Below are 22,123 nucleotides of genomic sequence, written 5' to 3'. Positions count from 1 at the left end.
GAGCGCTTGATGTACATCAAGCTTTTGCTGGGCAGGCTGTCGTATCTTCGAAACATGACACAAGTCAATGTTTTGCCAGGCCAGCGAACCGCTTTTCCTCATGAGGTGGAATCGCTTGCGCCTGAACTGACACAGGCCCATGGCGAGACCCCGCAACAGCGGTTGGAACTGCTCGATGCGCCCGAAGAATGGTCGTCTTTCAGCTTGCCCGAAAAAACCGAGTCGGGCTGCTGGCGCTCCAGCGTGGTGTTTGAGGGCATGCATTGCGCAGCCTGCGCCATCACGCTGGAAGATGCTTTGCGCGCCGTGCCGGGTGTGCAGTCGGTGCAGATCAGCGGAGCCAGCCACCGGGGCCAGATCGTCTGGTCGCCTGAACTCACTCGCCCCTCCGAGTGGATGCGTTCGGTCGAGCGTCATGGCTACAAGGCCTTGCCCGCCAACGATGCTCACGCGCATGCGCGCAGGCGCGCAGAGGCCCGGCGCATGGTCTGGCGTTGGGCGGTGGCGGCCATGTGCATGATGCAAGTCATGATGTACGCCACGCCGACGTACCTCACACAGCCGGGCGACATCTCGGACGAAGCGGTGCATTTGCTGCGCTGGGCTTCCTGGGTGTTGTCATTGCCGGTGATGTTTTTCTCATGCACCCCGTTTTTCAGCCAGGCCTGGCGCGACCTGCGCGAGCGCCAGATCAGCATGGATTTGCCCGTGGCTATGGGCATGGTGGTGACTTTTGTGGTCAGCACGCTGGGCACCTTTGAGCCCCTAGGACCGTTTGGGGCCGAGGTCTTTTTTGACTCGTTCACCATGTTCGTCTTCTTTTTGCTCACGGGTCGCTGGCTGGAGCTGCGCATGCGTGACCGCACGGCCGGGGCGCTGGAGGCGGTGCTCAACCGCTTGCCCGACAGCGTGCGCAAGCGCCAAAGCGATGGCACTTGGGCGCTCATGTCCATCCGCCGCTTACAAGTGGGTGATGTGATCGAGGTCTTGCCCGGCGAGGCTTTTGCGGGTGATGGCCGGGTGCTGGCTGGCCAGACCCAGGTGGACGAAGCCTTGTTGACGGGTGAGTCGCGGCCGCTCGCGCGGCGCGTGGGTGACTGCGTCATTGCCGGCAGCCACAACCTGAGCGGCACCTTGCAGGTGCAGATCGAGCAAATTGGCGCTGCCACCCGTTACGCACAAATCGTGGCCTTGATGGAAAGTGCTTCGGTCTCCAAGCCCGCCATGGCGCAGCTGGTGGACCGCTGGGCCAAGCCTTTTTTGGTGGCGGTGATGTTGGCTTCGCTGGCTTCGGCCATTTATTGGTGGCCCACCGACCCCGCGCACGCGGTGATGGTGGCGGTTGCCGTTCTGATCGTGACCTGCCCTTGTGCTTTGTCGCTGGCCACACCTGCGGCCATGTTGGCCACGGCCGGGGCATTGGCCCGCAGCGGTGTGCTGGTGCGACGCCTGAGTGCTTTGCAAAATCTGGCAAACATCGACACCGTGATTTTTGACAAGACCGGCACCCTGACGCGCGATGCTTTTGAAGTGGCCCGCATCCACACACGCGATGGCGTGAGCGAGGCACAGGCCCTGAACTGGGCAGGCAGTCTCGCGCGGCATTCCTTGCACCCGGTCTCGCGTGCCTTGTGGTCCGAGGCTCGGCGCCGCGCTGAGGCCGCTGGGCGGTTGCATGAACTGGAAGCGCTGGCCGCGCACGATGTGAGTGAGCAGGCGGGGCAGGGGGTGCAAGGTGTTTTGACGCAGACAGGTCAAGGGCATCAAGCCTTGCGTTTGGGCTCGGCTGCTTTTTGTGCGGCCCCGGCACGCGCCGGGCACCACCTGCAGGTCAGCCTGGCCGATGCGTCGGGCTGGCTGGCCAGCTTTGAATTGGCCGAGCAAGTGCGCCCCGAGGCGGCAGGTGTGGTGCGTGCCTTGGCTCAAATGGGTTTGACCCTGAAGGTTTTGTCGGGTGACGGCCCCGCTGCGGTGGCCCAAGTGGCCCAGGCCGTGGGCATTGCCGATGCGCAAGGCGGCTGCAGCCCCCAGCACAAATTGCAAGTGCTGCAGGCCTTGCAGACCCAAGGACACAAAGTGGCCATGGTGGGCGATGGCCTGAACGACGGCCCGGTGCTGGCCGGGGCCGATGTCTCTTTTGCCTTGGGCCAGGCGGTGCCGCTGGCGCAATCCAAATCCGATTTTGTGTTGATGGGCGGGCAGCTCGATGTGTTGGTCAGCACGTTGCAACGCAGCCGCCAGACGATGCGCATCGTGCGGCAAAACCTGTGGTGGGCGGCTTTTTACAACGCCGCTTGTGTGCCGCTGGCCTTGATGGGCTGGCTGCCCGCTTGGGCTGCGGGTCTGGGCATGGCGCTCAGCTCTTTGCTGGTGGTGCTCAATGCTTTGCGCCTGTCGCAGGCCTTGCCACAGTCGCTGCAGCAGCCGGCGCTGGTCCTTCAACCCGTTTGAGAAACAGCATGGACATTCTTTATTTGTTGATTCCTTTGTCTGTGGCCTTGGTTTTTTTCATTTTGGCGGGGCTGTGGTGGGCCATTGACCGAGGCCAATTTGAAGACATTGAGGCCGAAGGCGATCGCATTTTGCGTGACGATTGATTTTGATCAAGTGTCCAAGGCATATACCCGGGCACACTTCAAAAGTAGATTTTTTAAAAACAAGAGGTGAAAATGCAATTTGCCAATATGCAGGCGACGACCTACAACGACAAAGTTGTCAGGCAGTTCGCCATCATGACGGTGGTATGGGGTGTGGTGGGCATGCTGGTGGGCGTGATCATCGCTGCCCAGCTGACTTGGCCGGAACTCAACTTCGGTATTTCCTGGCTCAGTTATGGCCGTCTGCGGCCCTTGCACACCAACGCGGTGATTTTCGCGTTCGGTGGTTGTGGCTTGTTTGCAGCCGCCTATTACGTGGTTCAGCGCACCTGCAATGTGCGCTTGATCAACGACAAGGTGGCCGCTTTCACCTTCTGGGGCTGGCAGCTGGTCATTGTCTTGGCCGCCATTTCTTTGCCTCTGGGCCTGACCCAAAGCAAGGAATACGCTGAGCTGATTTGGCCCATTGATGTGTTGATCGCCGTGGTCTGGGTGGCGTTTGCTTTTGTGTTCTTTGGCACGGTGGGCATCCGTAAAGTGCGTCACATTTATGTGGCCAACTGGTTCTTTGGTGCGTTCATCATCGCCGTGGCTTTGTTGCACATCGTCAACAACATCCAGTTGCCCACAGGCCTGCTGCACTCTTACTCCGCTTATGCGGGTGTGCAAGACGCCATGGTGCAATGGTGGTACGGCCACAACGCCGTGGGCTTTTTCTTGACGGCGGGCTTCCTGGGCATGATGTATTACTTCATTCCCAAGCAGGCCGAGCGTCCTGTGTATTCGTACCGCCTGTCGATCGTGCACTTTTGGGCGCTGATCTTCACTTACATGTGGGCCGGTCCTCACCACCTGCACTACACCGCTTTGCCTGACTGGACTCAGTCGGTGGGCATGGTCTTCTCGCTCATTTTGTTGGCGCCCAGCTGGGGCGGCATGATCAACGGCATCATGACCTTGTCGGGCGCCTGGCACAAACTGCGTGACGATCCGATCCTGCGATTCCTGATCGTGTCTCTGTCTTTCTACGGCATGTCGACCTTCGAAGGTCCGATGATGTCCATCAAAACCGTGAACGCGCTGAGCCACTACACCGACTGGACCGTGGGCCATGTGCACTCGGGTGCCTTGGGTTGGGTGGGTTTGGTGACCATGGGTTCCATGTACTACCTGATTCCCCGTTTGTTCGGTCAGAAAAAGATGTACAGCGTCAAGGCCATCGAAATCCACTTCTGGACAGCCACCATCGGCATCGTGATCTACATCGCCGCGATGTGGATTGCCGGTGTGATGCAGGGCTTGATGTGGCGCGCCATCAATGCCGACGGCACCTTGACTTACACCTTTGTGGAGTCTGTCAAAGCCACCTTCCCGTTTTATGCCTTGCGTTTGCTGGGTGGCGTGTTGTACCTGAGTGGCATGGTCATCATGCTTTGGAACACTTTCAAGACCGTGTCCATGGGCCGGTCGGTGGAAGTCCAGATCCCGACACTCGCACCTGCACACTGAGGAGAAATTAAGAATGGCTCAAAACCCAAAATCAGGCGGCTTGTCGCACGAGAAAGTCGAGACCAACAATTTTTTGATGATCGTTCTGATCTTCATCGTCTTGTTGGTTGGTGGCATGGTCGAAATCGTGCCCTTGTTCTTCCAAAAGTCCACCACCGAACCGGTGCCTGGCCTCAAGCCTTACACCGCTTTGCAGGTCGTCGGCCGTGATGTCTATGTGCGCGAAGGTTGCTACAACTGCCACTCGCAGATGATTCGCCCCTTCCGCGCTGAAACCCTGCGCTACGGCTCTTACTCGCTGGCGGGTGAATTCGTCTACGACCGTCCCTTCCAGTGGGGCTCCAAGCGCACCGGCCCCGATCTGGCCCGTGTGGGCGGCCGATACAGCGACGAATGGCACCGCATTCACTTGACCAATCCCCGTGATTTGGTGCCTGAATCCAACATGCCCGCTTACCCATGGTTGGAAAAGACGGCGGCCGACCACGCCACGGTGGTGGCTCGCATGTCAGCTCTGCGGACTTTGGGCGCACCTTACGCCGATGAAGAGTTGGCCAAAGCGGCCGATGAAGTCAAAGGCAAAACCGAGTTGGATGCGGTCATTGCTTACCTGCAAGTGCTCGGCATTCACCGCAAATAAGGCATAGCCATGGACATCAATACTTTGCGATCCATCGTGACCGTCCTCGCCTTCATTGCCTTTGTCGGCATCGTGGTTTGGGCATGGTCTCGGCGCAACCAGGCCAGCTTTGACGAGGCGGCGCAATTGCCGTTTCGCCAAGACGACTGAGCGGTCCTTCAGAACTCAAAAAAATACTTCAAGGAAACTCCATGAGTGACTTCATCAGCAACTTCTGGCACTTGTATGTGGCCGGCATCACGCTGGTCAGCATCATTGCCTGTCTGCTTTTGTTGTGGTTCAGCGGCAAGGCCAAGGCCATGACCGCCAACGACAACACCACCGGCCACGTCTGGGATGGTGACCTGCGCGAGATGAACAACCCCTTGCCCCGTTGGTGGGTCGGCTTGTTCATCATCACCATCATTTTTGCCTTCGTTTACCTGGCCATGTACCCGGGTGCAGGCAACTTTGCCGGCAAATTTGGCTGGTCTTCGGCCGGTCAGTACGAGGCCGAAGTGGCCAAAGGCAATGCCGAAGTCGCACCGCTGTATGCCAAGTTCCAGGGCATGCCTCCCGAGCAAGTGTCCAAGGACCCCCAAGCCCTGGCCATTGGCGACCGCCTGTTCATGAACAACTGTGCCCAGTGCCACGGCTCTGATGCACGGGGCAGCAAAGGCTTCCCCAACTTGGCCGATGCAGATTGGTTGTATGGTGGCACGCCTGATGCGATTAAAACCACCTTGGTGCAAGGGCGCATGGGCAACATGCCGCCCATGGCTGCGGCCGTGGGCACGCCCGAAGACGTGCGCAACGTGGCGCACTACGTGTTGAGTTTGTCCAAGAGCCCGCACGACTCGCTGCGTGCACAACTGGGCAAATCCAAGTTCGGTGCTTGCGCTGCTTGCCACGGCATGGACGGCAAGGGCAACCACGCCATGGGCGCGCCCAACCTGACAGACGACACTTGGTTGCACGGCTGGGGTGAGAACGCCATCGTGAACATCATCAACAACGGCAAGGTCAACCAGATGCCCGCACAGGCCGCCAAATTGACCGAAGGCCAGATCCATGTCTTGGCGTCTTACGTCTGGGGCCTGTCCAACAACGCTGTGACCAGCGCCGCACTGAGCCCTGCCAAGTGATCTGACCCTCCTGCATCAGGCTGGGCCTGATGCAGCATTTGAACCAAGGCCTGCATTTTGTCCATCCCCGAAGAACGCCCCTCTCGCAGTGTGATTCCCATCACCCCCGTGCCCGCCGAGGGCGATGTGGAAATGGTGTCGCTGTACCAAGCGCACCAAAAAATTTACCCCCGCAGTGTTCAGGGCGTGTTCGCCAAATGGCGTTGGCTCATGGTGGTGATCACGCAGTTGGTCTTCTACTGCTTGCCCTGGGTGGAGTGGGGGCAGCGCCAGGCGGTGCTGTTCGACTTGGGCGCTCGCCGTTTCTACATTTTTGGTCTGGTGTTGTATCCGCAGGACTTCATTTACCTGACGGCTTTGCTGGTCATCTCTGCGCTGTCGCTGTTTTTGTTCACGGCAGTCGCCGGGCGTTTGTGGTGTGGCTTTGCTTGCCCGCAAACTGTTTACACCGAAATTTTCCTGTGGATCGAGCGTCAGTTTGAAGGCGACCGTTCCGCGCGCATGCGCCTGGACGATGCGCCAATGAGCTTTAACAAGGCCTGGCGCAAAACGGGCAAGCAACTGGCTTGGATCGTGTTGTCACTCTGGACAGGGTTCAGCTTTGTCGGCTACTTCACGCCGATTCGCGATTTGACGGCATCTATCTTGTCGCTGGGGTTTGGCCCTTGGGAAGTTTTCTGGATCTTGTTTTACAGTTTTGCCACCTACGGCAATGCAGGCTTCATGCGCGAGCAGGTATGCAAATACATGTGCCCCTATGCGCGTTTTCAGAGCGCCATGTTCGACAAGGACACTTTGATCGTCACCTACGACGAAGCGCGGGGTGAGCCGCGCGGTGCCCGCTCCAAAAAAGCAGACCCCAAAGCCCTGGGGCTGGGCGCGTGTGTGGACTGCACCTTGTGTGTGCAGGTCTGCCCCACGGGCATCGACATCCGCAAAGGTTTGCAGTACGAATGCATTGGCTGTGGCGCCTGTGTGGACGTGTGTGACACTGTGATGGACAAGGTGGGCTACGAGCGGGGCTTGATCAAGTTCTCCACGCAAAACGCCATGGACAAGGGCTGGGCCTGGGCGCAAACGCTGCGGCGCATTTTCCGACCTCGCGTGTTGGTCTACACCACTGTGCTGTGGGCCATCATCATTGGTGTTGGCGTGTCCTTGTGGAACCGAGACCCGTTCAAGGTGGACATCGTGCGCGACCGCGCCACCATGGCCCGCATTGTGGTGGGCGGCAAAATTGAAAACGTGTACCGCTTGCAAATCATGAATGCGGCAGAGCAGAACTTGACTTTCCAGTTGCAAGTCGAGGGTCTGCCGGGCCTGGCCCTGGCCACTGAGCCGATGGTGGAGGTGGGGGCCACCGAGTCTCGATGGGTGTCCGTGCGATTGCAAGTGCCCTACGACGCAGCGCCCGCAGGTTCGCACCCGATCCATTTCCACATCGAGTCCCGATCGACAGATGGCCAATCGGTCGGTCAGCTGAGCGAAAAAACCGTGTTTCTGGTCCCTCGTTGAGTGACCCCTATTTTTGAAAGACAGCCATGAACAAGGTTCTGAATGTGAGCAAAGAGGGGCAACCCTGGTGGCGTTTTGGATTGGTGTGGATGGTCATTGGTGGCCCCGCCGTGGTGGTGGTGGCTGGTTTCATCACGTTCTACATTGCCGCGACCAACCCCGATCCGGTGCTCAACGTCACGCCACGCACCGCCATGCAAGAGCGCCAGGGCATCACCCATGTCCCCGCCATGCAAGGACGCAACCATGTGGCCACGGGCGAGTTGCCTGCTGCGCTGCAAGCGCCTGCTGCTGAACCCACCAAACCCTGATTCCGAAAGGAGACACCATGCTCGCTCAACGCTGGATGTGGATCACCTGGCCTGCTTTTTTGGTGGCGGGACTGCTGGAAGTTTTGGTCTTCGCGTTTGTGGATCCGCACGACCTGCATTGGTTCGGGCAAGACCTGGACCTGTCCAGGCAAGCAATTTACACGCTGGCCTTTTTTGCGTTTTGGGCCTTGGCCATCGTGTCCAGCGCATTGACTGCGCTGCTGGGTCTGTCCTCGGCTGAAGTGAACCGTTAAGACACCGAACCACCTGTTCAGTGCTTGAGCCTAGGGCTCAGTGGCAATGTGAGGTGTTGTTCACCAGCCGCTGCAGTCCCTCGGTGTCCAGAATGCGCACGTGGCGCTGCTTGACTTCCACGGTGCCGTCTTCCACAAACTTCGAAAACGTACGGCTCACGGTTTCGAGCTTCAGGCCCAGGTAGCTGCCAATTTCTTCGCGCGTCATGCGCAGCACCAGCTCGGACTGTGAGAAACCTCGGGCGTGCAAACGTTGCACCAGATTCAGCAAAAAAGCGGCCAGTCGTTCTTCGGCCCGCATGCTGCCCAAAAGCAACATCACGCCATGCTCGCGCACGATCTCTCGGCTCATGATCTTGTGCACGTGGTGCTGCAAAGCGGTGACTTCGCGCGAGATTTCTTCGATTCGGTCAAAGGGCATGACACAGACTTCGGCGTCTTCGAGTGCCACCGCATCGCAGCTGTGCTGGTCGTTCACGATGCCGTCCAGCCCAATGATCTCGCCCGCCATTTGAAAGCCCGTGACCTGATCGCGCCCGTCTTCGGTGGCCAGACAGGTTTTGAAGAAGCCGGTGCGGATGGCGTAGAGCGACGTGAACTTTTCACCGTTAGTGAACAGGGTGTCGCCACGTTTGATTTTGCGGCGCACGGCCACGAGGTCATCGAGGCGGTTGAGGTCATGGTCGCTCAGGCCCATGGGCATGCACAATTCGCGCAAATTGCAGTTGGAGCAGGCGACTTTGATGGCTTGGGGATTCATGGTTTATCTCTTGGTTGAGCAATGGATTTGCCTTGGATCAAGACTTGAGCTTATACCGAATCAAGCGCTGAATTTGAGGGTATACCCGGTCCTTGCCAGAAATCCCCGAAAACCGGTAAAGGGTTTGACCTGAGTCAACACATGAGCAGATGCAAGCAGGCAAAGTGAGGCCTTGTTCTGTTTACATTCGAATTAAGGGGCAGACACATGTCCGTCATCTCACCGCAATTGCTGGCTCGCTTTGACGTGCCCGGCCCGCGCTACACCTCTTACCCCACAGCCGATCGCTTTGTCGAAGCCTTTGGAGAGGCCGATTACGTGCAAGCCTTGAAACAGCGCCAATCGGGCCCGGTGGGCAAGCAAGTACCGCTGTCGCTGTATGTGCACATTCCGTTTTGCGAATCGCTTTGCTATTACTGCGCCTGCAACAAAATCATCACCAAACACAAAGAGCGGACTACGGAATATTTGCGTTACCTTCGCAAAGAGGTCGAGTTGCACACCCGCCATTTGGGGCGCGGCCAGTCGGTCAGTCAATTGCATCTGGGCGGCGGCACACCCACCTTCATGAGCGACGAGGAGTTAGGCCAACTCATGGCCATGCTGCGTGAGCACTTCCAATTCGTGCCGGGTGGTGAATATTCGGTCGAAGTGGATCCCCGCACCGTGAATGAGCAACGGCTGGCGTTTCTGGCCGAGTTGGGTTTCAACCGCCTGAGTTTTGGCGTTCAGGACTTTGACCCTGCGGTGCAAAAAGCCGTGCACCGCATCCAGCCTGCAGACCAGGTGTTTGCCTTGGTCGAGGCGTCCCGCCGACTCGGTTTTGAATCGGTCAATGTCGATTTGATTTACGGCTTGCCCCTGCAAACGCCCGAGTCTTTTGACCGCACGCTGGAGCAGGTGAAAAGTCTGCGTCCTGACCGCATTGCGCTGTATGCCTATGCGCACTTGCCCGAACGTTTTAAACCGCAACGTCGCATTCACGCGCAAGCGCTGCCAGCAGGTGCCCCCAAGGTGGCGATGCTCTCGCGCTCGCTCGACGCGCTGACCGATGCGGGCTATGTCTACATCGGCATGGACCACTTCGCTTTGCCCGATGACGCTCTGGCTGTGGCCAAACGACAGGGGCGTTTGCACCGCAATTTTCAGGGCTACAGCACGCAGGCCGATTGCGATCTGATTGCGCTGGGCGTGTCTTCGATTGGCCGCATTGGCTCGACCTACAGCCAGAACGCCAAGACCATGGAAGAGTACGTCGATCTGCTTGACCAAGGCCATTTGCCGGTGGTGCGGGGCTTGGCGCTCACGCGCGACGACCTGATCCGTCGCTCGGTCATCATGGCGCTCATGTGCCAAGGGCAGTTGCAATACGAGTCCATCAACCTGGCTTGGCTGATTGACTTCAAGACCCTGTTTGCCCAAGAGCTGATCCAGCTTGACGCGATGCAGGAACAAGGCCTGGTTCAGTTGAGCGAGAGCGGCATTCAGGTCACAGCCATGGGCTGGTTCTTTGTGCGCGGCGTGGCCATGGTGTTTGACCGATATGTGCAGGCTGACCGCAACCGCACGCGGTTTTCCAAAATCATTTGATGTAGAGCGAAGGGCTGCATCGCCGACAATGCACTTCTTGAAAATCTAGCAAACAAGCCATGCAAAGTTCTTTGGCCATCACGGCCTTGATGATGGGGGTGCTGGGTGGCCCGCACTGCGTGGCCATGTGCGGCGCGGCCTGTGCGGGCCTAGGCCAGGCGGCGGGCGAGCGGCGGGCGCAGGCTTTGTTGGCTTTTCAGTTGGGCCGCCTTGGCGGCTATGCGCTGCTGGGTGCTTTGGCCGCGGCCAGCGTGCAGGGCTTGGGCTGGTTGACCACGCAGTCGGCCGCCATTCGCCCGGTCTGGACCTTGCTGCACCTGACAGCTCTGGTGCTGGGATTGTTGCTCATGCTCCAGGCAAGGCAACCCATCTGGCTCGACGCTGCAGCGCGCCGTTTGTGGGCGCGCGTGCGGGCTTTCAACAGCCGCTGGGGGCGCGCCGCGCCCTGGATGGTGGGTGGGCTGTGGGCCTTCATGCCCTGTGGCTTGTTGTATTCGGCTTTGATGGTGGCTGCCTTGACCAGCCAGCCCTTGGAGGGTGCGGCCACCATGGCCTTGTTTGCCTTGGGCAGCAGCATCAGCCTGTGGGCCGGGCCTTGGCTGTTTTTGCGCATGCAGACCTTGGGCGATGGGGCCTGGGGCATGCGTGTGGCAGGCTTGGCGCTGGCGTCGGTGTCGGCCTGGGCTTTGTGGATGGGCCTGGTGCATGACCAAGCGCCATGGTGCGTTACACCCTGACACCAAAATGCAGTGCTCGGGGCGTGTGACGCTCGCTGCGACGTTCAGAATCGTGGCGTTAAGTGCCCGATGTTTTTGCCACCTTCTTCGAAAGACTCTCCATGAAACTGATTCGAACACCCTCGTTGGCGTGGGCCCTGATGATGGCGCTGGCCCTGCCTGTTGCATCGGTGCAGGCCCAAAGTGCAGCCAGTTCGACACAACCAGCACAAGCCGCGCTGAACCAAGTCCTGCATTTGAGTGCCTCGGCCCAGACCGAGGTCGCGCAAGACTGGTTGGTGATCACCTTGTCGGTGCAAAAAGAAGGCTTGCAGGCCCCTGCAGTGCAAAAACAGCTCAACGCCATGGTGTCCGCCGCATTGGCCGTGGCCTCTCCCATGGCCAAACCCGGGGCTCTTGAGGTGAAAACGGGTGAGATGAATGTGTCGCCGCGCTATGGCCGTGACGGCAAAATGAATGGCTGGGGGGGCTCAGCGCAACTTATTTTGCAGGGCCGCGATGTCGAGCAAATCACCACACTCGCAGGGCGCATTCACGATTTGACGGTGTCGCAGATCGACTGGCGTCTGAGTCCCGAGCAGAAAACTGCGGCCGAAGCGCGCATCCAGGCCGAAGCTGTGGCGCATTTTCAGAGCAAAGCGCAATCCCTGACGAAGCAGTTCGGCTTTGCGGCTTATACGCTCAGAGAAGTGCGCGTGAGTGCCCAAGAGGTGGGCGAGGGCGTTGTCATGCCGCGCATGGCCATGGCCCAGATGGACGCACCAGCATCGATGCCGGTGCCAGCGGTGGCGGGTAAGTCGCGCGTGGTCGTGAGCATTTCGGGCAGCATTGTGCTGCGCTGAACAGGTCCACACTGCGGCTGGAGTTCAGCGAAGTTGGCCCAAGCCAGCGGGATGGGCCATGCGGTCAGGCGAACAGGCCTTTGTAAAGCATGTAAGCGGCCAGCAGGTACAGAACGCTGGCAAACACCCGCTTGAGTTGCTTGACGGGCAACTTGTGCGCGGTGGACGCCCCAATAGGAGCCATCAGCACGCTGCACACCGCAATCACCACCAAAGCGGGTAACCACAAGTAGCCAAAGCTGTAGGCAGGGAGGTTTTGAACGTTTTGGCCGCTCACGATGTAACCGGCCACGTTGGCCAGCGCAATGGGAAAGCCCAGTGCTGCGCTGGTGGCTACAGCGTTGTGGATGGCCACGTTGCACCAGGCCATGAAAGGCACGCTGATGAAACCGCCGCCGGCACCCACCAGACCCGATAGCAATCCGATCAGGCCGCCCGCGCCCAACAAGCCCTGAAAACCAGGCACTTGACGCGACGGTGCAGGTTTTTTGTCCAAAAACATTTGTGTGGCCGAAAAGCCCACAAACAAGGCAAAGAACAAAGCCAGATACGTGCCTTTTGCGAAGGCAAAAATGCCCAGGCTGCCAATCAGGCTACCGATCACGATGCCCGGGGCCAGGCCCTTGACCAAATCCCAGCGCACGGCTTTTTTCTTGTGATGGGCACGTACGCTGGAGACGCTGGTGAAAATGATGGTGGCCATGGACGTGGCAATGGCCATCTTGACGGCCAAGTCAGGGCTGACGCCTCGAGCCCCCAGCATGTAGGTCAAAAACGGCACCATGATCATGCCGCCGCCAATCCCGAGCAAGCCCGCCAAAAAGCCTGTGCAAAGGCCAAGAACAGCCAATTCGGCCAACAGCAGAGGTTCGATGATCATGGGGGAATGGGGGAGATAAAAAAGAAGGTGTCTGCAAGTGCCACCGGACCGGCATCCTGAACCGGGGTTCAGGTGGGCGAGGGCAGACTGGCGTTGGGTTCATCTGACGCGAGATGATCACGCTCACCAGCCAATGTACCAAGCCCGGGCTCTAAGAGCATTGGTTCAAGGAAATATAAAGCCCGGCATGCACTGCAGACAGCGCCATTGTAGGTCTTTCAAAAGACCCAGCACACAGCAACGTCTGGGTCAGATCAATTGGCCGTCTTGCTCCAGAACATGGTCCAGACGCTTGAGCAGCTGCGACAAGCGCTCCTGTGATGCATCAGAGATATCGGCAGCACTTGTCGTTGCAGCAGGTGCCTGTGCAGGTTTGGTGTCTTGCTCAAAGGCCAGATTCAAGGCAGCCAAAACGGCAATGCGGTCGCGTGCCTTGATCTTGCCGGCGTCACGGATCTTGCACATGGCCTCATCCACTTTGCGCACGGCGCCCAGCAATCGATCTTCACCACCCTCAGGGCAACCGAGGATATAGCTTTGTCCCATGATCTGGACGTCCAATTGCTTGTTGCTCATGCTGAAGCCTCAGGAGATGCGGGTGCGTTAGAAGCGGGCAAACGCTCGATGAGCGCATCGACGCGAGCTCTGGCGGCTGCCAGACGGGACTTGAGTTGGTCACGTTCGAGAGTCAGCGCCTGAACTTGCTGGGCCAGCAAAGTGTTGGTGCGTTGAAGCTCTTCGTGGCGCAGCAACAGATGATCCACACGCTCGGCAATTTGATCAATGGTGTTGGAATGGGCCATGGCAAACAAAGGAAGAGAAGTTTCACATTGTAGAGCTTGGGGCCATTTTGTAGGCTGGCAGACAGCTTGGCGGATAAAATCAAACTTGTTGGTGCTCGCGATGCCGGTTCACGGCGCGCAGTTCAACGGGAAGCAGGAGGGACAAGCCAACTCGGCCCACCTAACCTGCGCTGCCCCCGCAACGGTAAGCAGACGGGTTTTCGGTCAAACGAAAACCCAGCTTTTATCTCAAACCACTGGCCGCCCTGAAACAGGCGGCTGGGAAGGTGATGAAGGTCGCTCTGTCAGCCCGGATACCGGCCAACAAGGTGACCTGTCGCAAGACAGTTTGTAAAGCCCATGCACTGTCGGGGAAGGCGGTGAGGGCGTTTGACTTGTTAGTTTTAAATGAAAAATCGTTCCATTCGTGCGCGCCGTTTTGCGCCTGCACTTTCCGTTTTGTCTTTAGCCATGTCAGCATCTGTTCAGTCTCAGGTCGCAGAAATGAGTACCGTTGTGGTTTCTGCTGCACGAGTCGAGCAAAAGCTTTCTGATGTGATTCCGTCAGCGACTGTGATTACCCGAGAGGACATAGAGCGCTCACAAGCGCCTACCTTGCTGGACCTGATTCAAGGCCAGCCCGGTGTTGAAGTTGGACGAAACGGAGGACCCGGCACCGTCTCATCCATTTTCATGCGAGGTCAAAACAGCAACAACGTCGCCGTCTTGATTGATGGTGTGCGAGTGCAGACAGATACCATTGGCTCGTTGAAGCTGCTGGATATTCCCCCAAGCCAAATTGAGAAGATCGAAATCTTACGTGGCAACATTGGCGCTGTGTACGGTGAGTCGGCTGTGGGGGGGGTAATCAATATCTTCACGCGTGCAGGGAGTGCCTTCACTGGCCCAACAGGTTCGGTGACTTATGGCTCACGCAATACGTCAGATGCATCGGCTGGTTACAACCTGCGCGGCGATGATTACCGCTTGGGTATATCGCTTCAACGGTTTGATACCGATGGATATTCGGCTATGAATTCCATTCAAAATCTTGCAACAGTCAATCCAGACAAAGACGGTTTGCGTCGAGACTCCGTTTTTCTGAGCGGTGAAAAGTCTGTCAGCACGAATATCGCTTTTGGCTTTCAGGCTAACAAGATCGACAGCAAGGTTGATTACGATAGTGATGGGTTTGGGTTTGGCGATCCGGCCGACACTCATCAAAGCAAGCAGAAATCTTCGGATATCACGCTTTACAGCAAATTCAAATTGACTGATCGATGGTCATCTCGAGTTGGGTTAACTCAGTCTAATTTTGAAAATCGAGAATATAAAAATAAGCCTCTAGAGAGCTCATACGAGGGTGATCAACTCAGTGCTCAATGGAGCAATGTGTACAGTTTGGGAGCTGGGGCCGCTACTTTTGGTCTTGAAAGCTCGGATGCTAAATTCGAAAATTTTTCAATATTTTCAAGACTAAACAAGTTCAAGCGATCTACATTGGGTACTTATCTGGGCTACAGCGGTCGCGTTGACAGAATCAATTACCAAGTCAATCTGAGAAGAGATCAAGTTACAGCCAAATCAGCAACAGCATCAATTGATAAATCTGCAAACACATGGCTTGTCGGTGCAGGTTATCAAGTCTCCGATGCGTTCAAGCTTCTCGCTTCGACATCCACCGCTTTCAGAGCACCATCCATCACTGAATGGTTTACACCTAATGGTCTGAATTTGAAACCTGAGGAGCATAGAGGGCATGAATATGGCTTCAGTTATAAAACTGCCTTTGGAGCCTTGCGCATAGTTCACTTCAATACGAAAACAGTGAATGCCATAGTGCCCAATAGTGGCTGGACCGACTATTATAATTTAGGCGAGGTTGCGAACGAAGGCTATGAGTTAAATCTTGATGGGAATATCGCTGGCTGGGGTTACAAATTCAGTGCTGTGTCCCAAGACCCCAGAAATATTTCGGACAAAAACAGCCGCCTTGCTCGCCGAGCCAAGAATTATGGCTCGGTGGAATTGAGCAAGTCAGCACTGGGTATCGACTGGAGCATGAAGGCGATTCTGTCTGGCAATCGAAAGGACTCTGATTTCAGCACTGATATCAATGGCTCTTATGACGTAGTCCATCTTTTTGCATCTAAAAAGTTAAGCCGCGAATGGACGGGTTTTGTCAAAGTCGAAAACGCTTTTGACAAGCAATACCAGTTGGCCCGTGGCTACGATGCCGTGTCTCGCGGCGTTTTCGTGACTTTGCAATACCAGCCCAAGTAAAGCCCATGCAACACCTCTTGCCCCAACGCATCGTTTGCCTGACCGAGGAAACGACCGAGTGGCTGTACCTGCTGGGGCAGGAGGCGCGCATCGTGGGCATCTCGGGCTACACGGTGCGCCCGCGCCGAGCCCGCGAAGAAAAGCCCAAGGTCAGTGCTTTTTTAACCGCCAAGATCGACAAGATTCTGGCGCTGAAGCCCGATTGTGTTTTTGGTTTTTCCGATCTGCAGGCCGACATCGCTTCTTTGCTCATCAAAGCAGGCGTGCAGGTCACCGTGTTCAACCAGCGCAGTGTGGACGAGATTTTTTCGGTGCTTTACCAAGTGGCCGCGATGGTGGGGCAGGCCGAGCAGGGCTTGTCCCAGTTGTCGCGCATGCGCGCTGAGCTCGACGCGATCGTCCAAAAGGCAGCGGGTTTCAAGCGCCGGCCCCGTGTGTATTTTGAGGAATGGGATGAGCCCCACATGAGTACCATCCGCTGGGTGTCTGAGTTGATGGGCATTGCGGGAGGAGACGACATTTTTCCTGAGTTGGCGCTTCAACCCATGGGGCGCGACCGAATCATTGCCAGTGGTCAAACCATCGTAGAGCGCGCGCCGGATATCATCATTGGCTCTTTGTGCGGCAAGAAGTTTCGCCCCGAAAAAGTCGCGGCCAGGCCCGGTTGGCAAGACGTGCCCGCCGTGCGCACCGGACAGATTTTTGAAATCAAATCGGCCGATATTTTGCAGCCCGGTCCTGCGTCTCTCACGGATGGCGTGGCGCAGATGCAGCGCATCTTCAGCCAGTGGGATGCGCTGCATGGCTGATCTGTTGAGAAGCTGGGCTCAATCTTTGGCTTTGGTGGGTGCCGTGTTGGTGTGCGCGCTGCCCGCCCAAGCCGTTAGCGTGCTCGACGACCGCCAGCAAAAGGTGCAGATTGCCCAAGCCCCGCAGCGCATCGTGAGTTTGTTGCCATCCCTGACCGAAACCGTCTGTGCCCTGAAGCAGTGCCACAAATTGGTGGGGCTGGACCGCTATTCCAACTGGCCCGAGTCGGTCAAGTCTGTGCCGCGTGTGGGCGGGGGGCTGGACCCGAACATCGAGAGCATCGTCGCGCTCAGGCCCGATCTGGTCTTGGCAGCTGGCTCCACGCGAGGCGCAGACCGCTTGCAGGCCTTGGGCCTGAATGTGCTGCGCTTGGAGCCACGCAACCACGCTGATGCGCTGCGTGTGTGGCGCACCGTGGCGCAGGCGCTGCATGTGCCAGCCGCTGACAGCGACCGGGTCTGGCAAGGCATTCAACAAGGCGTGCAGGCGGCGGTGCAATCGCTCAGCCCTGCTGCACGGCAGCAGCGGGTTTATTTCGAGGTCAGCCCTGCGCCCTATGGCGCGAGTGAGTCTTCTTTCATCGGCGAGACACTCACGCGCATGGGCGTGGCCAACATCTTGCCCGCTTCCATGGGGCCGTTTCCACAGGTCAACCCCGAGTGGGTGGTGCAGGCCCGGCCTGATGTGATCATGGCAGGCGACAGCAGCCGAGCCAGCATGCTGCAGCGCCCCGGCTGGGCTCGCTTGCGTGCCATGCAAGGCCAGCGCTTGTGCGTTTTCAAGCCAGATGAATCGGACATGCTGGTGCGTGCCGGCCCGCGCATGGCCGAGGGTGCGCAGCTGATGGCTGACTGCCTGAACCGTTCTGCGGCCCAAAGCGATACTGGGGTGCAGCGGTGAACACCCACACCCAGACCAACATCCACGCACCCCGCTGGGCGTTGCTTCTCTTGGCTTTGGGACTGGTCGTGGTTTGGCTGGGCACGGCCGCTGGCAGTCAGGGCTGGCAGGCCTGGTGGTCGGCTGGGGCCGATACCGTGTCGCCCCAGATCGTGTGGGAAATCCGTTTGCCGCGCAGCTTGGGCGCGTGGCTGGGCGGGGCCTTGCTGGGCCTGGCCGGGGCTGTGGCGCAAGGTTTGTTTCGCAACCCGTTGGCCGATCCCTATTTGCTGGGCAGTGCCTCTGGGGCGTCGCTGGGGGTGGGGGTTTATTTGAGCTTGTGGGGCGGCAGCGCCTGGGCCGTGAACGCTTGGCTCGGCTTGGGCCTCACCGGCGCTGCTTTTGTGGGCGCGGTGCTGGCGGTGGTTCTCACGCTGGTTTTGGCGCGTGGTGTGCAACAAACCCTGCGCCTGTTGTTGGCTGGTGTGGTGGTTGGCGTGGTGCTGGGGGCAGTCACGTCCTTGATCTCGCTGATGCAGCCGCAGGTGCTGCAGGCCATGCAGGGCTTCATGCTGGGCTCGACCGCGTTTGTCAGCTGGAGCGCCTGCGCCACCATGGCGGCGGTGCTGGCCCTGTGCCTGGTGCTGGCCTGGATTTTTGCCCGTGTACTGGACGCGTTGAGTTTGGGCGAAGCCACCGCGCAAAGTCTGGGCGTGCCGCTGCCACTGACCAGCATGGTGATGGTGGGTGTTATTTCACTGGCCACGGGGGCGGCAGTGGCGCACATCGGTCTGGTGGCTTTTGTCGGCCTGGCCGCACCGCACTTGGTGCGTTCGCTGGTGCGCTGCACGCACGCTTGGCGCTTGCCCTTGTCGGCTCTGATGGGCGGGGCCTTGCTGGTGCTGGCCGATGTGATGGCACGCGTGGTGTTGGCGCCGCAAGAGTTGCCCGTGGGTGTGCTCACGGCGGTGCTGGGCGGGGGCTATTTGCTTTGGCTCATGCGCAAGCGGGTGGGGTGATGCCATGTTGATCACCGCACAACCAAAACCCACTGCCGCATTGCAAGCGGTGAACCTGCATGCCAGGCTGGGTGTAGGCTACAACGAGCGCCATGTTCTGCAGGGTGTGAACTTGGCGCTGAGCGCTACCCGCTGGACCAGCATCGTCGGTCCCAATGGCGCAGGAAAATCCACCTTGCTGCGCGCGTTGGCGGGGGTGTTGCCTTGCCAGGGCGATGTGCTTTTGCACGGCCAGCCCATGGCGAGCATGGCGCCGCGCGAGCGCGCCAGGGCGCTGGCCTGGCTTGCGCAAAGCGGCGCTGGAGAGGCCACAGCCGACGACCTCACCGTGTATGACGTGGCCTTGCTCGGGCGGCTGCCGCACCAGGCCTGGCTGGCCCCACCCGGCCCGGCAGACCACGCTGCGGTGGAGCGCGCGCTGCGCCAGACCCAAGCCTGGGACTGGCAGTGCCGCCCTTTGGGCGCGCTATCGGGCGGCGAGCGCCAGCGCGTGCTGCTGGCGAGGCTGCTGGCGGTGGAAGCCGACGTGTTGCTGATGGACGAACCGCTGGCCAACCTCGATCCGCCGCACCAGGCTGACTGGATTGCGCTGGTGCGCAGCCTGGTGGCGCAGGGCAAAACCGTGGTCAGCGTGCTGCACGAAATCACGCTGGCCCTCATGGCCGACGAAGTGGTGGTGGTGCAGCAGGGCCGCATTGCCCACGCCGGGCCCACCCATGAAACTGCCGCACACCGGGTTTTGGAGTCGGTCTTTGAGCACCGCATTGCTATTCATGAATTGGGCACTCGCTGGGTGGCTTTGCCCCAATGAATCCCATGGATCACTTGACAGAACATCAAACCATGAAACTGGAATCAGCTCCCAACGAGAAGCTCGAAGGCGAGCGCCGTGCTCTGGTGATCGTTGGCACTGGCGACGGCAATGCTCGCCCTTTTGGGTGCGGTGGCCTCGATGCGGGAGACCGTGTGTGACGGGCCCCCTGATTTTCTTGAACAACATGTTGAGCCCAGTGTGCTCGACGCGTTGAACCCCAAGGACTGAACCATGAACTTCACCATCCCCAGCATCGATGACTTGACCCAGCCCGACCTAGCGGTCCGTCTGCAGCACCGGCTGGACAACAAAACCAAACCACTGGGATCACTAGGTCAGATTGAGCGCCTTGGGCAGCGCATTGGCTTGGTGCTGGGCAGTGAAACGCCCGAACTGAAAGACCCGCAGCTGGTGGTGTTTGCCGGCGACCACGGCTTGGCCGCGCGCGGCGTGTCGGCCTACCCGAGCGATGTGACCTGGCAAATGGTGGAAAACTTCCTGGCCGGTGGCGCGGCAGTGAGCGTGCTCGCGCGCCAGCACGGCATAGGCCTCACAGTGGTGGACTGCGGCGTGAACCACGACTTCGCGCCTCGACAGGGTCTGGTGATTCATAAAGTGGCGTCGGGAACCGCCGATGCGCTCGAGGGCACGGCCATGACTGCTGCGCAGCGCAACACCGCGCTGGCCAACGGCTCTGCGCTGGTCAGAACGCTGCCCGGTAACGCGCTGCTGCTGGGCGAAATGGGCATTGGTAACACCTCTGCAGCCTCGTTGCTGATGAGTCGCCTTGCCGGGCTGGACATTGTGGACTGCACCGGCGCGGGCACCGGCCTGGACGGCGCTGCAGTGCAGCGAAAGATCACCATATTGCGACAGGTCTTGGCGCGCCACCCCGACGCCATTGAGCCGCTGGACGCTTTGGCGGCCTTTGGCGGGTTCGAGATGGCCACCATGGTGGGCGCGGTGCTGCAGGCATCGCTGGAACGCCGCGTGATCGTGGTTGATGGTTTCATTGCCAGCGCCTCAGTGATGGTGGCCAGCGCCCTGCAGCCGCTGGTTTTGCAGCGCTGCGTGTTCGCGCACCGTTCGGGCGAGCGCGGCCACGCGCTGATGCTGGCGCACCTGAATGCCGAGCCTTTGCTGGATTTGGGTCTGCGCTTGGGCGAAGGCTCTGGCGCTGCACTGGCCTGGCCGCTGCTGCTCAGCGCCTGCGCCATCCTGCGCGAGATGGCGAGTTTTGAAACAGCGGGCGTGTCGCGGCAGGATGCCGTTGCCAACCATCCAACAACCACAACAGCCCTTTGATCTGTCAAGCATGCAGCCCGTTCGTCACTTTTTGCTCGCCGTCCAGTTCTTCACCCGCATTCCCATCACCGGGCGGCTTGCGGTGTGGGTGGGTTTCAGCCCGGCCATGTTGCGGGCCAGCGCAGCGCACTTTCCTGGCGTGGGCTGTTTGGTGGGCGGCTTGAGCGCAACGGTCTTTTACGGCTCGTGGCTGGCCCTGCCAGCGCAGCCTGCAGCGGCCTGGGTGGCGGCGGTGGCTTGTGTCGTATTCAGCGTGCTGCTGACCGGCGCGTTTCACGAAGACGGGCTGGCCGATTTGGTGGATGGCTTAGGTGGCTCGATGAACCGCGAGCGCGCGCTCGACATCATGAAAGACTCGCGTGTCGGCACCTACGGCGCGCTGGCTCTGGTGCTTGCGGTGGCCACCAAGGTGGCTTTGTTGGTGCTGCTGGCACAGGCCGGCGGCGCTTGGCTGGCAGTGGTGGCGCTGTTTGCTGCGCACGTCACCTCACGGCTGATGCCGCTGTTTGTCATCCGTACGCTGGCCCATGTGGGGGACACGCCGCAGTCCAAGTCCAAGCCGCTGGCTGAAAGTATCACCACGCTGGGTTTGCTGGCCGGTGTGCTCTGGTGGGCCCTGGCCATGGCATTGGTGTGGTGGCTGCTCCCAGGCGCACCGTGGCTGCTTGCGGTGCTGGGTGCTTTGGTGGGCATGGGCTGGATGTGGCGACTGCTGCACCGCCGTTTGCAGGGTTTCACCGGCGATGGCCTAGGTGCCACACAGCAAGTGAGCGAGGTGTGCTTCTACCTGGCGCTGGCACTGGCGCTATGAAGCTCTGGATGTTGCGCCATGCGCAGGTTGACCTGGTCGAAGGGCTTTGCTATGGCGCTAGCGATGTCCCAGCCCACGCCGAAATGACTCAGGAGGCCGCCCAAGCGGCATCCGTGCTTGTGCCGGTGGATGCGCCTGTATGGGTGTCGGCTCTGGGCAGGGCCCAGGCGTTGGCCCAAGTACTGCAACAACTGCGACCCGACCTGGGCGCGCCTATCGTCGATGCACGCCTGAATGAAATGGACTTTGGCCTCTGGGAGCTCAAGCCTTGGGATGCCATCCCCCGCAGCGCTTATGACGACTGGATGGCTGACTTTGCCCATCACCGTTTTGGTGGCGCTGAGAGCACCCAGCAAGTGATCAACCGAGTGGCCGACGCCCTGAACGACCTCCGGGTATCACCCTACAGTGAAGTCGTGTGGGTCACGCATGCGGGGGTCATTCGGGCCGTGAAGTTTTTGGTAGACCAGGGCGCTGTGCCTGATCCTGTGGTGATCCACAGCGTAGACCAGTGGCCAAGAGACGCCCCTGTGCCCGGCGGTCACCTGTGCATTGAATGGTGAACAAGTGCCAGCGATGCAGGCACATGAAGTGACCCATCAACACCGCTGGCAGACGCTTTGTTACAACGCAGCGAGCTGGGGCGACTTTGATGCTTGCT

Annotated in this window: 25 protein-coding genes, 1 other RNA gene and 1 riboswitch; of the genes, 21 read left to right on the top strand and 5 right to left on the bottom strand. The window is 59.2% G+C overall.

The annotated features are described in order from the left end of the window. Nucleotides 1-258 precede the first annotated feature (258 nt). The 9 genes from ACZ5SR_RS09385 (at nucleotide 259) to ACZ5SR_RS09345 (ending at nucleotide 7,950) form a co-directional block, all read left to right on the top strand. Nucleotides 259-2,451, top strand: coding sequence for a heavy metal translocating P-type ATPase (locus tag ACZ5SR_RS09385; RefSeq protein ID WP_464451037.1), 2,193 nt, complete (start codon nucleotides 259-261; stop codon nucleotides 2,449-2,451). Nucleotides 2,452-2,459: 8 nt separating this feature from the next. Then, entirely contained in the window at nucleotides 2,460-2,597 is a 138-nt protein-coding gene (ccoS, locus tag ACZ5SR_RS09380) for a cbb3-type cytochrome oxidase assembly protein CcoS (protein WP_062405104.1), read from the top strand. Between the two features lie 72 nt (nucleotides 2,598-2,669). Beyond that, nucleotides 2,670-4,106, top strand: a complete 1,437-nt coding sequence (ccoN, locus tag ACZ5SR_RS09375) for a cytochrome-c oxidase, cbb3-type subunit I (protein WP_464448474.1) — start codon at nucleotides 2,670-2,672, stop codon at nucleotides 4,104-4,106. 13 nt (nucleotides 4,107-4,119) lie between these two features. Then, complete coding sequence (gene ccoO, locus ACZ5SR_RS09370) at nucleotides 4,120-4,746, top strand: cytochrome-c oxidase, cbb3-type subunit II (protein WP_464448473.1); 627 nt, start codon at nucleotides 4,120-4,122, stop codon at nucleotides 4,744-4,746. Nucleotides 4,747-4,755: 9 nt separating this feature from the next. Beyond that, nucleotides 4,756-4,896: a cbb3-type cytochrome oxidase subunit 3 gene (locus ACZ5SR_RS09365; protein WP_464448472.1), complete on the top strand. Its 141-nt coding sequence runs from the start codon at nucleotides 4,756-4,758 to the stop codon at nucleotides 4,894-4,896. A gap of 41 nt (nucleotides 4,897-4,937) precedes the next feature. Further along, the gene (gene ccoP / locus ACZ5SR_RS09360; RefSeq protein WP_464451117.1) at nucleotides 4,938-5,870 is read left to right on the top strand and encodes a cytochrome-c oxidase, cbb3-type subunit III; all 933 of its coding nucleotides are present in this window, start codon (nucleotides 4,938-4,940) and stop codon (nucleotides 5,868-5,870) included. Between the two features lie 57 nt (nucleotides 5,871-5,927). Continuing rightward, nucleotides 5,928-7,385 (top strand): cytochrome c oxidase accessory protein CcoG, encoded by a 1,458-nt coding sequence (gene ccoG, locus ACZ5SR_RS09355; protein WP_464451116.1) that lies wholly within the window; start codon nucleotides 5,928-5,930, stop codon nucleotides 7,383-7,385. A 26-nt stretch (nucleotides 7,386-7,411) separates the two neighbouring features. Continuing rightward, on the top strand, nucleotides 7,412-7,696 hold the full coding sequence (locus tag ACZ5SR_RS09350) for a nitrogen fixation protein FixH (protein WP_464448471.1): 285 nt from the start codon (nucleotides 7,412-7,414) through the stop codon (nucleotides 7,694-7,696). A gap of 17 nt (nucleotides 7,697-7,713) precedes the next feature. Then, nucleotides 7,714-7,950: a hypothetical protein gene (locus ACZ5SR_RS09345; protein WP_464448470.1), complete on the top strand. Its 237-nt coding sequence runs from the start codon at nucleotides 7,714-7,716 to the stop codon at nucleotides 7,948-7,950. 37 nt (nucleotides 7,951-7,987) lie between these two features. Here the strand turns inward: ACZ5SR_RS09345 and fnr are convergent, their stop codons facing one another. Then, nucleotides 7,988-8,710 carry a fumarate/nitrate reduction transcriptional regulator Fnr gene (fnr, locus tag ACZ5SR_RS09340; RefSeq protein ID WP_464448469.1) on the bottom strand — a complete coding sequence of 241 codons (723 nt, stop codon included), beginning with the start codon at nucleotides 8,708-8,710 and terminating at the stop codon, nucleotides 7,988-7,990. A 207-nt stretch (nucleotides 8,711-8,917) separates the two neighbouring features. On the opposite strand from fnr, the gene hemN reads away from it, so the two are divergent. The 3 genes from hemN (at nucleotide 8,918) to ACZ5SR_RS09325 (ending at nucleotide 11,879) form a co-directional block, all read left to right on the top strand. Next, nucleotides 8,918-10,300 (top strand): oxygen-independent coproporphyrinogen III oxidase, encoded by a 1,383-nt coding sequence (gene hemN / locus ACZ5SR_RS09335; protein WP_464448468.1) that lies wholly within the window; start codon nucleotides 8,918-8,920, stop codon nucleotides 10,298-10,300. A 59-nt stretch (nucleotides 10,301-10,359) separates the two neighbouring features. Further along, nucleotides 10,360-11,037 (top strand): sulfite exporter TauE/SafE family protein, encoded by a 678-nt coding sequence (locus ACZ5SR_RS09330; RefSeq protein ID WP_464448467.1) that lies wholly within the window; start codon nucleotides 10,360-10,362, stop codon nucleotides 11,035-11,037. A gap of 101 nt (nucleotides 11,038-11,138) precedes the next feature. Beyond that, entirely contained in the window at nucleotides 11,139-11,879 is a 741-nt protein-coding gene (locus ACZ5SR_RS09325; RefSeq protein WP_464448466.1) for an SIMPL domain-containing protein, read from the top strand. 64 nt (nucleotides 11,880-11,943) lie between these two features. Here the strand turns inward: ACZ5SR_RS09325 and ACZ5SR_RS09320 are convergent, their stop codons facing one another. The 4 genes from ACZ5SR_RS09320 to ACZ5SR_RS09305 form a co-directional block, all read right to left on the bottom strand. Continuing rightward, nucleotides 11,944-12,759 carry a sulfite exporter TauE/SafE family protein gene (locus ACZ5SR_RS09320; protein ID WP_464448465.1) on the bottom strand — a complete coding sequence of 272 codons (816 nt, stop codon included), beginning with the start codon at nucleotides 12,757-12,759 and terminating at the stop codon, nucleotides 11,944-11,946. A gap of 24 nt (nucleotides 12,760-12,783) precedes the next feature. Further along, a non-coding RNA gene (gene ssrS / locus ACZ5SR_RS09315) (6S RNA) lies at nucleotides 12,784-12,963 on the bottom strand. A 45-nt stretch (nucleotides 12,964-13,008) separates the two neighbouring features. Beyond that, on the bottom strand, nucleotides 13,009-13,335 hold the full coding sequence (locus ACZ5SR_RS09310) for a cell division protein ZapA (protein ID WP_464448464.1): 327 nt from the start codon (nucleotides 13,333-13,335) through the stop codon (nucleotides 13,009-13,011). Next, nucleotides 13,332-13,562, bottom strand: coding sequence for a DUF904 domain-containing protein (locus ACZ5SR_RS09305; RefSeq protein WP_464448463.1), 231 nt, complete (start codon nucleotides 13,560-13,562; stop codon nucleotides 13,332-13,334). The genes ACZ5SR_RS09310 and ACZ5SR_RS09305 overlap by 4 nt, the downstream gene beginning before the upstream one ends. A gap of 72 nt (nucleotides 13,563-13,634) precedes the next feature. Then, nucleotides 13,635-13,881, top strand: a riboswitch (cobalamin riboswitch). A 68-nt stretch (nucleotides 13,882-13,949) separates the two neighbouring features. On the opposite strand from ACZ5SR_RS09305, the gene ACZ5SR_RS09300 reads away from it, so the two are divergent. From ACZ5SR_RS09300 to ACZ5SR_RS09260, 9 genes are all read left to right on the top strand, one after another. Next, nucleotides 13,950-15,824, top strand: coding sequence for a TonB-dependent receptor domain-containing protein (locus tag ACZ5SR_RS09300; RefSeq protein WP_464448462.1), 1,875 nt, complete (start codon nucleotides 13,950-13,952; stop codon nucleotides 15,822-15,824). Nucleotides 15,825-15,829: 5 nt separating this feature from the next. Beyond that, nucleotides 15,830-16,633 (top strand): ABC transporter substrate-binding protein, encoded by an 804-nt coding sequence (locus ACZ5SR_RS09295; protein WP_464448461.1) that lies wholly within the window; start codon nucleotides 15,830-15,832, stop codon nucleotides 16,631-16,633. After that, nucleotides 16,626-17,534 (top strand): ABC transporter substrate-binding protein, encoded by a 909-nt coding sequence (locus tag ACZ5SR_RS09290; protein ID WP_464448460.1) that lies wholly within the window; start codon nucleotides 16,626-16,628, stop codon nucleotides 17,532-17,534. Before ACZ5SR_RS09295 ends, ACZ5SR_RS09290 begins: the two co-directional genes overlap by 8 nt. Next, complete coding sequence (locus ACZ5SR_RS09285) at nucleotides 17,531-18,532, top strand: FecCD family ABC transporter permease (RefSeq protein WP_464448459.1); 1,002 nt, start codon at nucleotides 17,531-17,533, stop codon at nucleotides 18,530-18,532. Before ACZ5SR_RS09290 ends, ACZ5SR_RS09285 begins: the two co-directional genes overlap by 4 nt. Before the next feature lie 4 nt (nucleotides 18,533-18,536). Beyond that, entirely contained in the window at nucleotides 18,537-19,343 is an 807-nt protein-coding gene (locus ACZ5SR_RS09280; RefSeq protein WP_464448458.1) for an ABC transporter ATP-binding protein, read from the top strand. 32 nt (nucleotides 19,344-19,375) lie between these two features. Next, nucleotides 19,376-19,504, top strand: coding sequence for a hypothetical protein (locus ACZ5SR_RS09275; RefSeq protein WP_464448457.1), 129 nt, complete (start codon nucleotides 19,376-19,378; stop codon nucleotides 19,502-19,504). Between the two features lie 73 nt (nucleotides 19,505-19,577). Then, nucleotides 19,578-20,651 (top strand): nicotinate-nucleotide--dimethylbenzimidazole phosphoribosyltransferase, encoded by a 1,074-nt coding sequence (gene cobT, locus ACZ5SR_RS09270; protein ID WP_464448456.1) that lies wholly within the window; start codon nucleotides 19,578-19,580, stop codon nucleotides 20,649-20,651. 10 nt (nucleotides 20,652-20,661) lie between these two features. Beyond that, complete coding sequence (locus ACZ5SR_RS09265; RefSeq protein ID WP_464448455.1) at nucleotides 20,662-21,462, top strand: adenosylcobinamide-GDP ribazoletransferase; 801 nt, start codon at nucleotides 20,662-20,664, stop codon at nucleotides 21,460-21,462. After that, entirely contained in the window at nucleotides 21,459-22,025 is a 567-nt protein-coding gene (locus ACZ5SR_RS09260) for a histidine phosphatase family protein (protein WP_464448454.1), read from the top strand. The genes ACZ5SR_RS09265 and ACZ5SR_RS09260 overlap by 4 nt, the downstream gene beginning before the upstream one ends. Nucleotides 22,026-22,123: the final 98 nt, after the last annotated feature.

Source organism: Limnohabitans sp. TEGF002, assembly GCF_055395845.1.
Note: the sequence above shows the minus strand (reverse complement) of the source record. Positions and strands in the feature narration are given on the sequence as shown.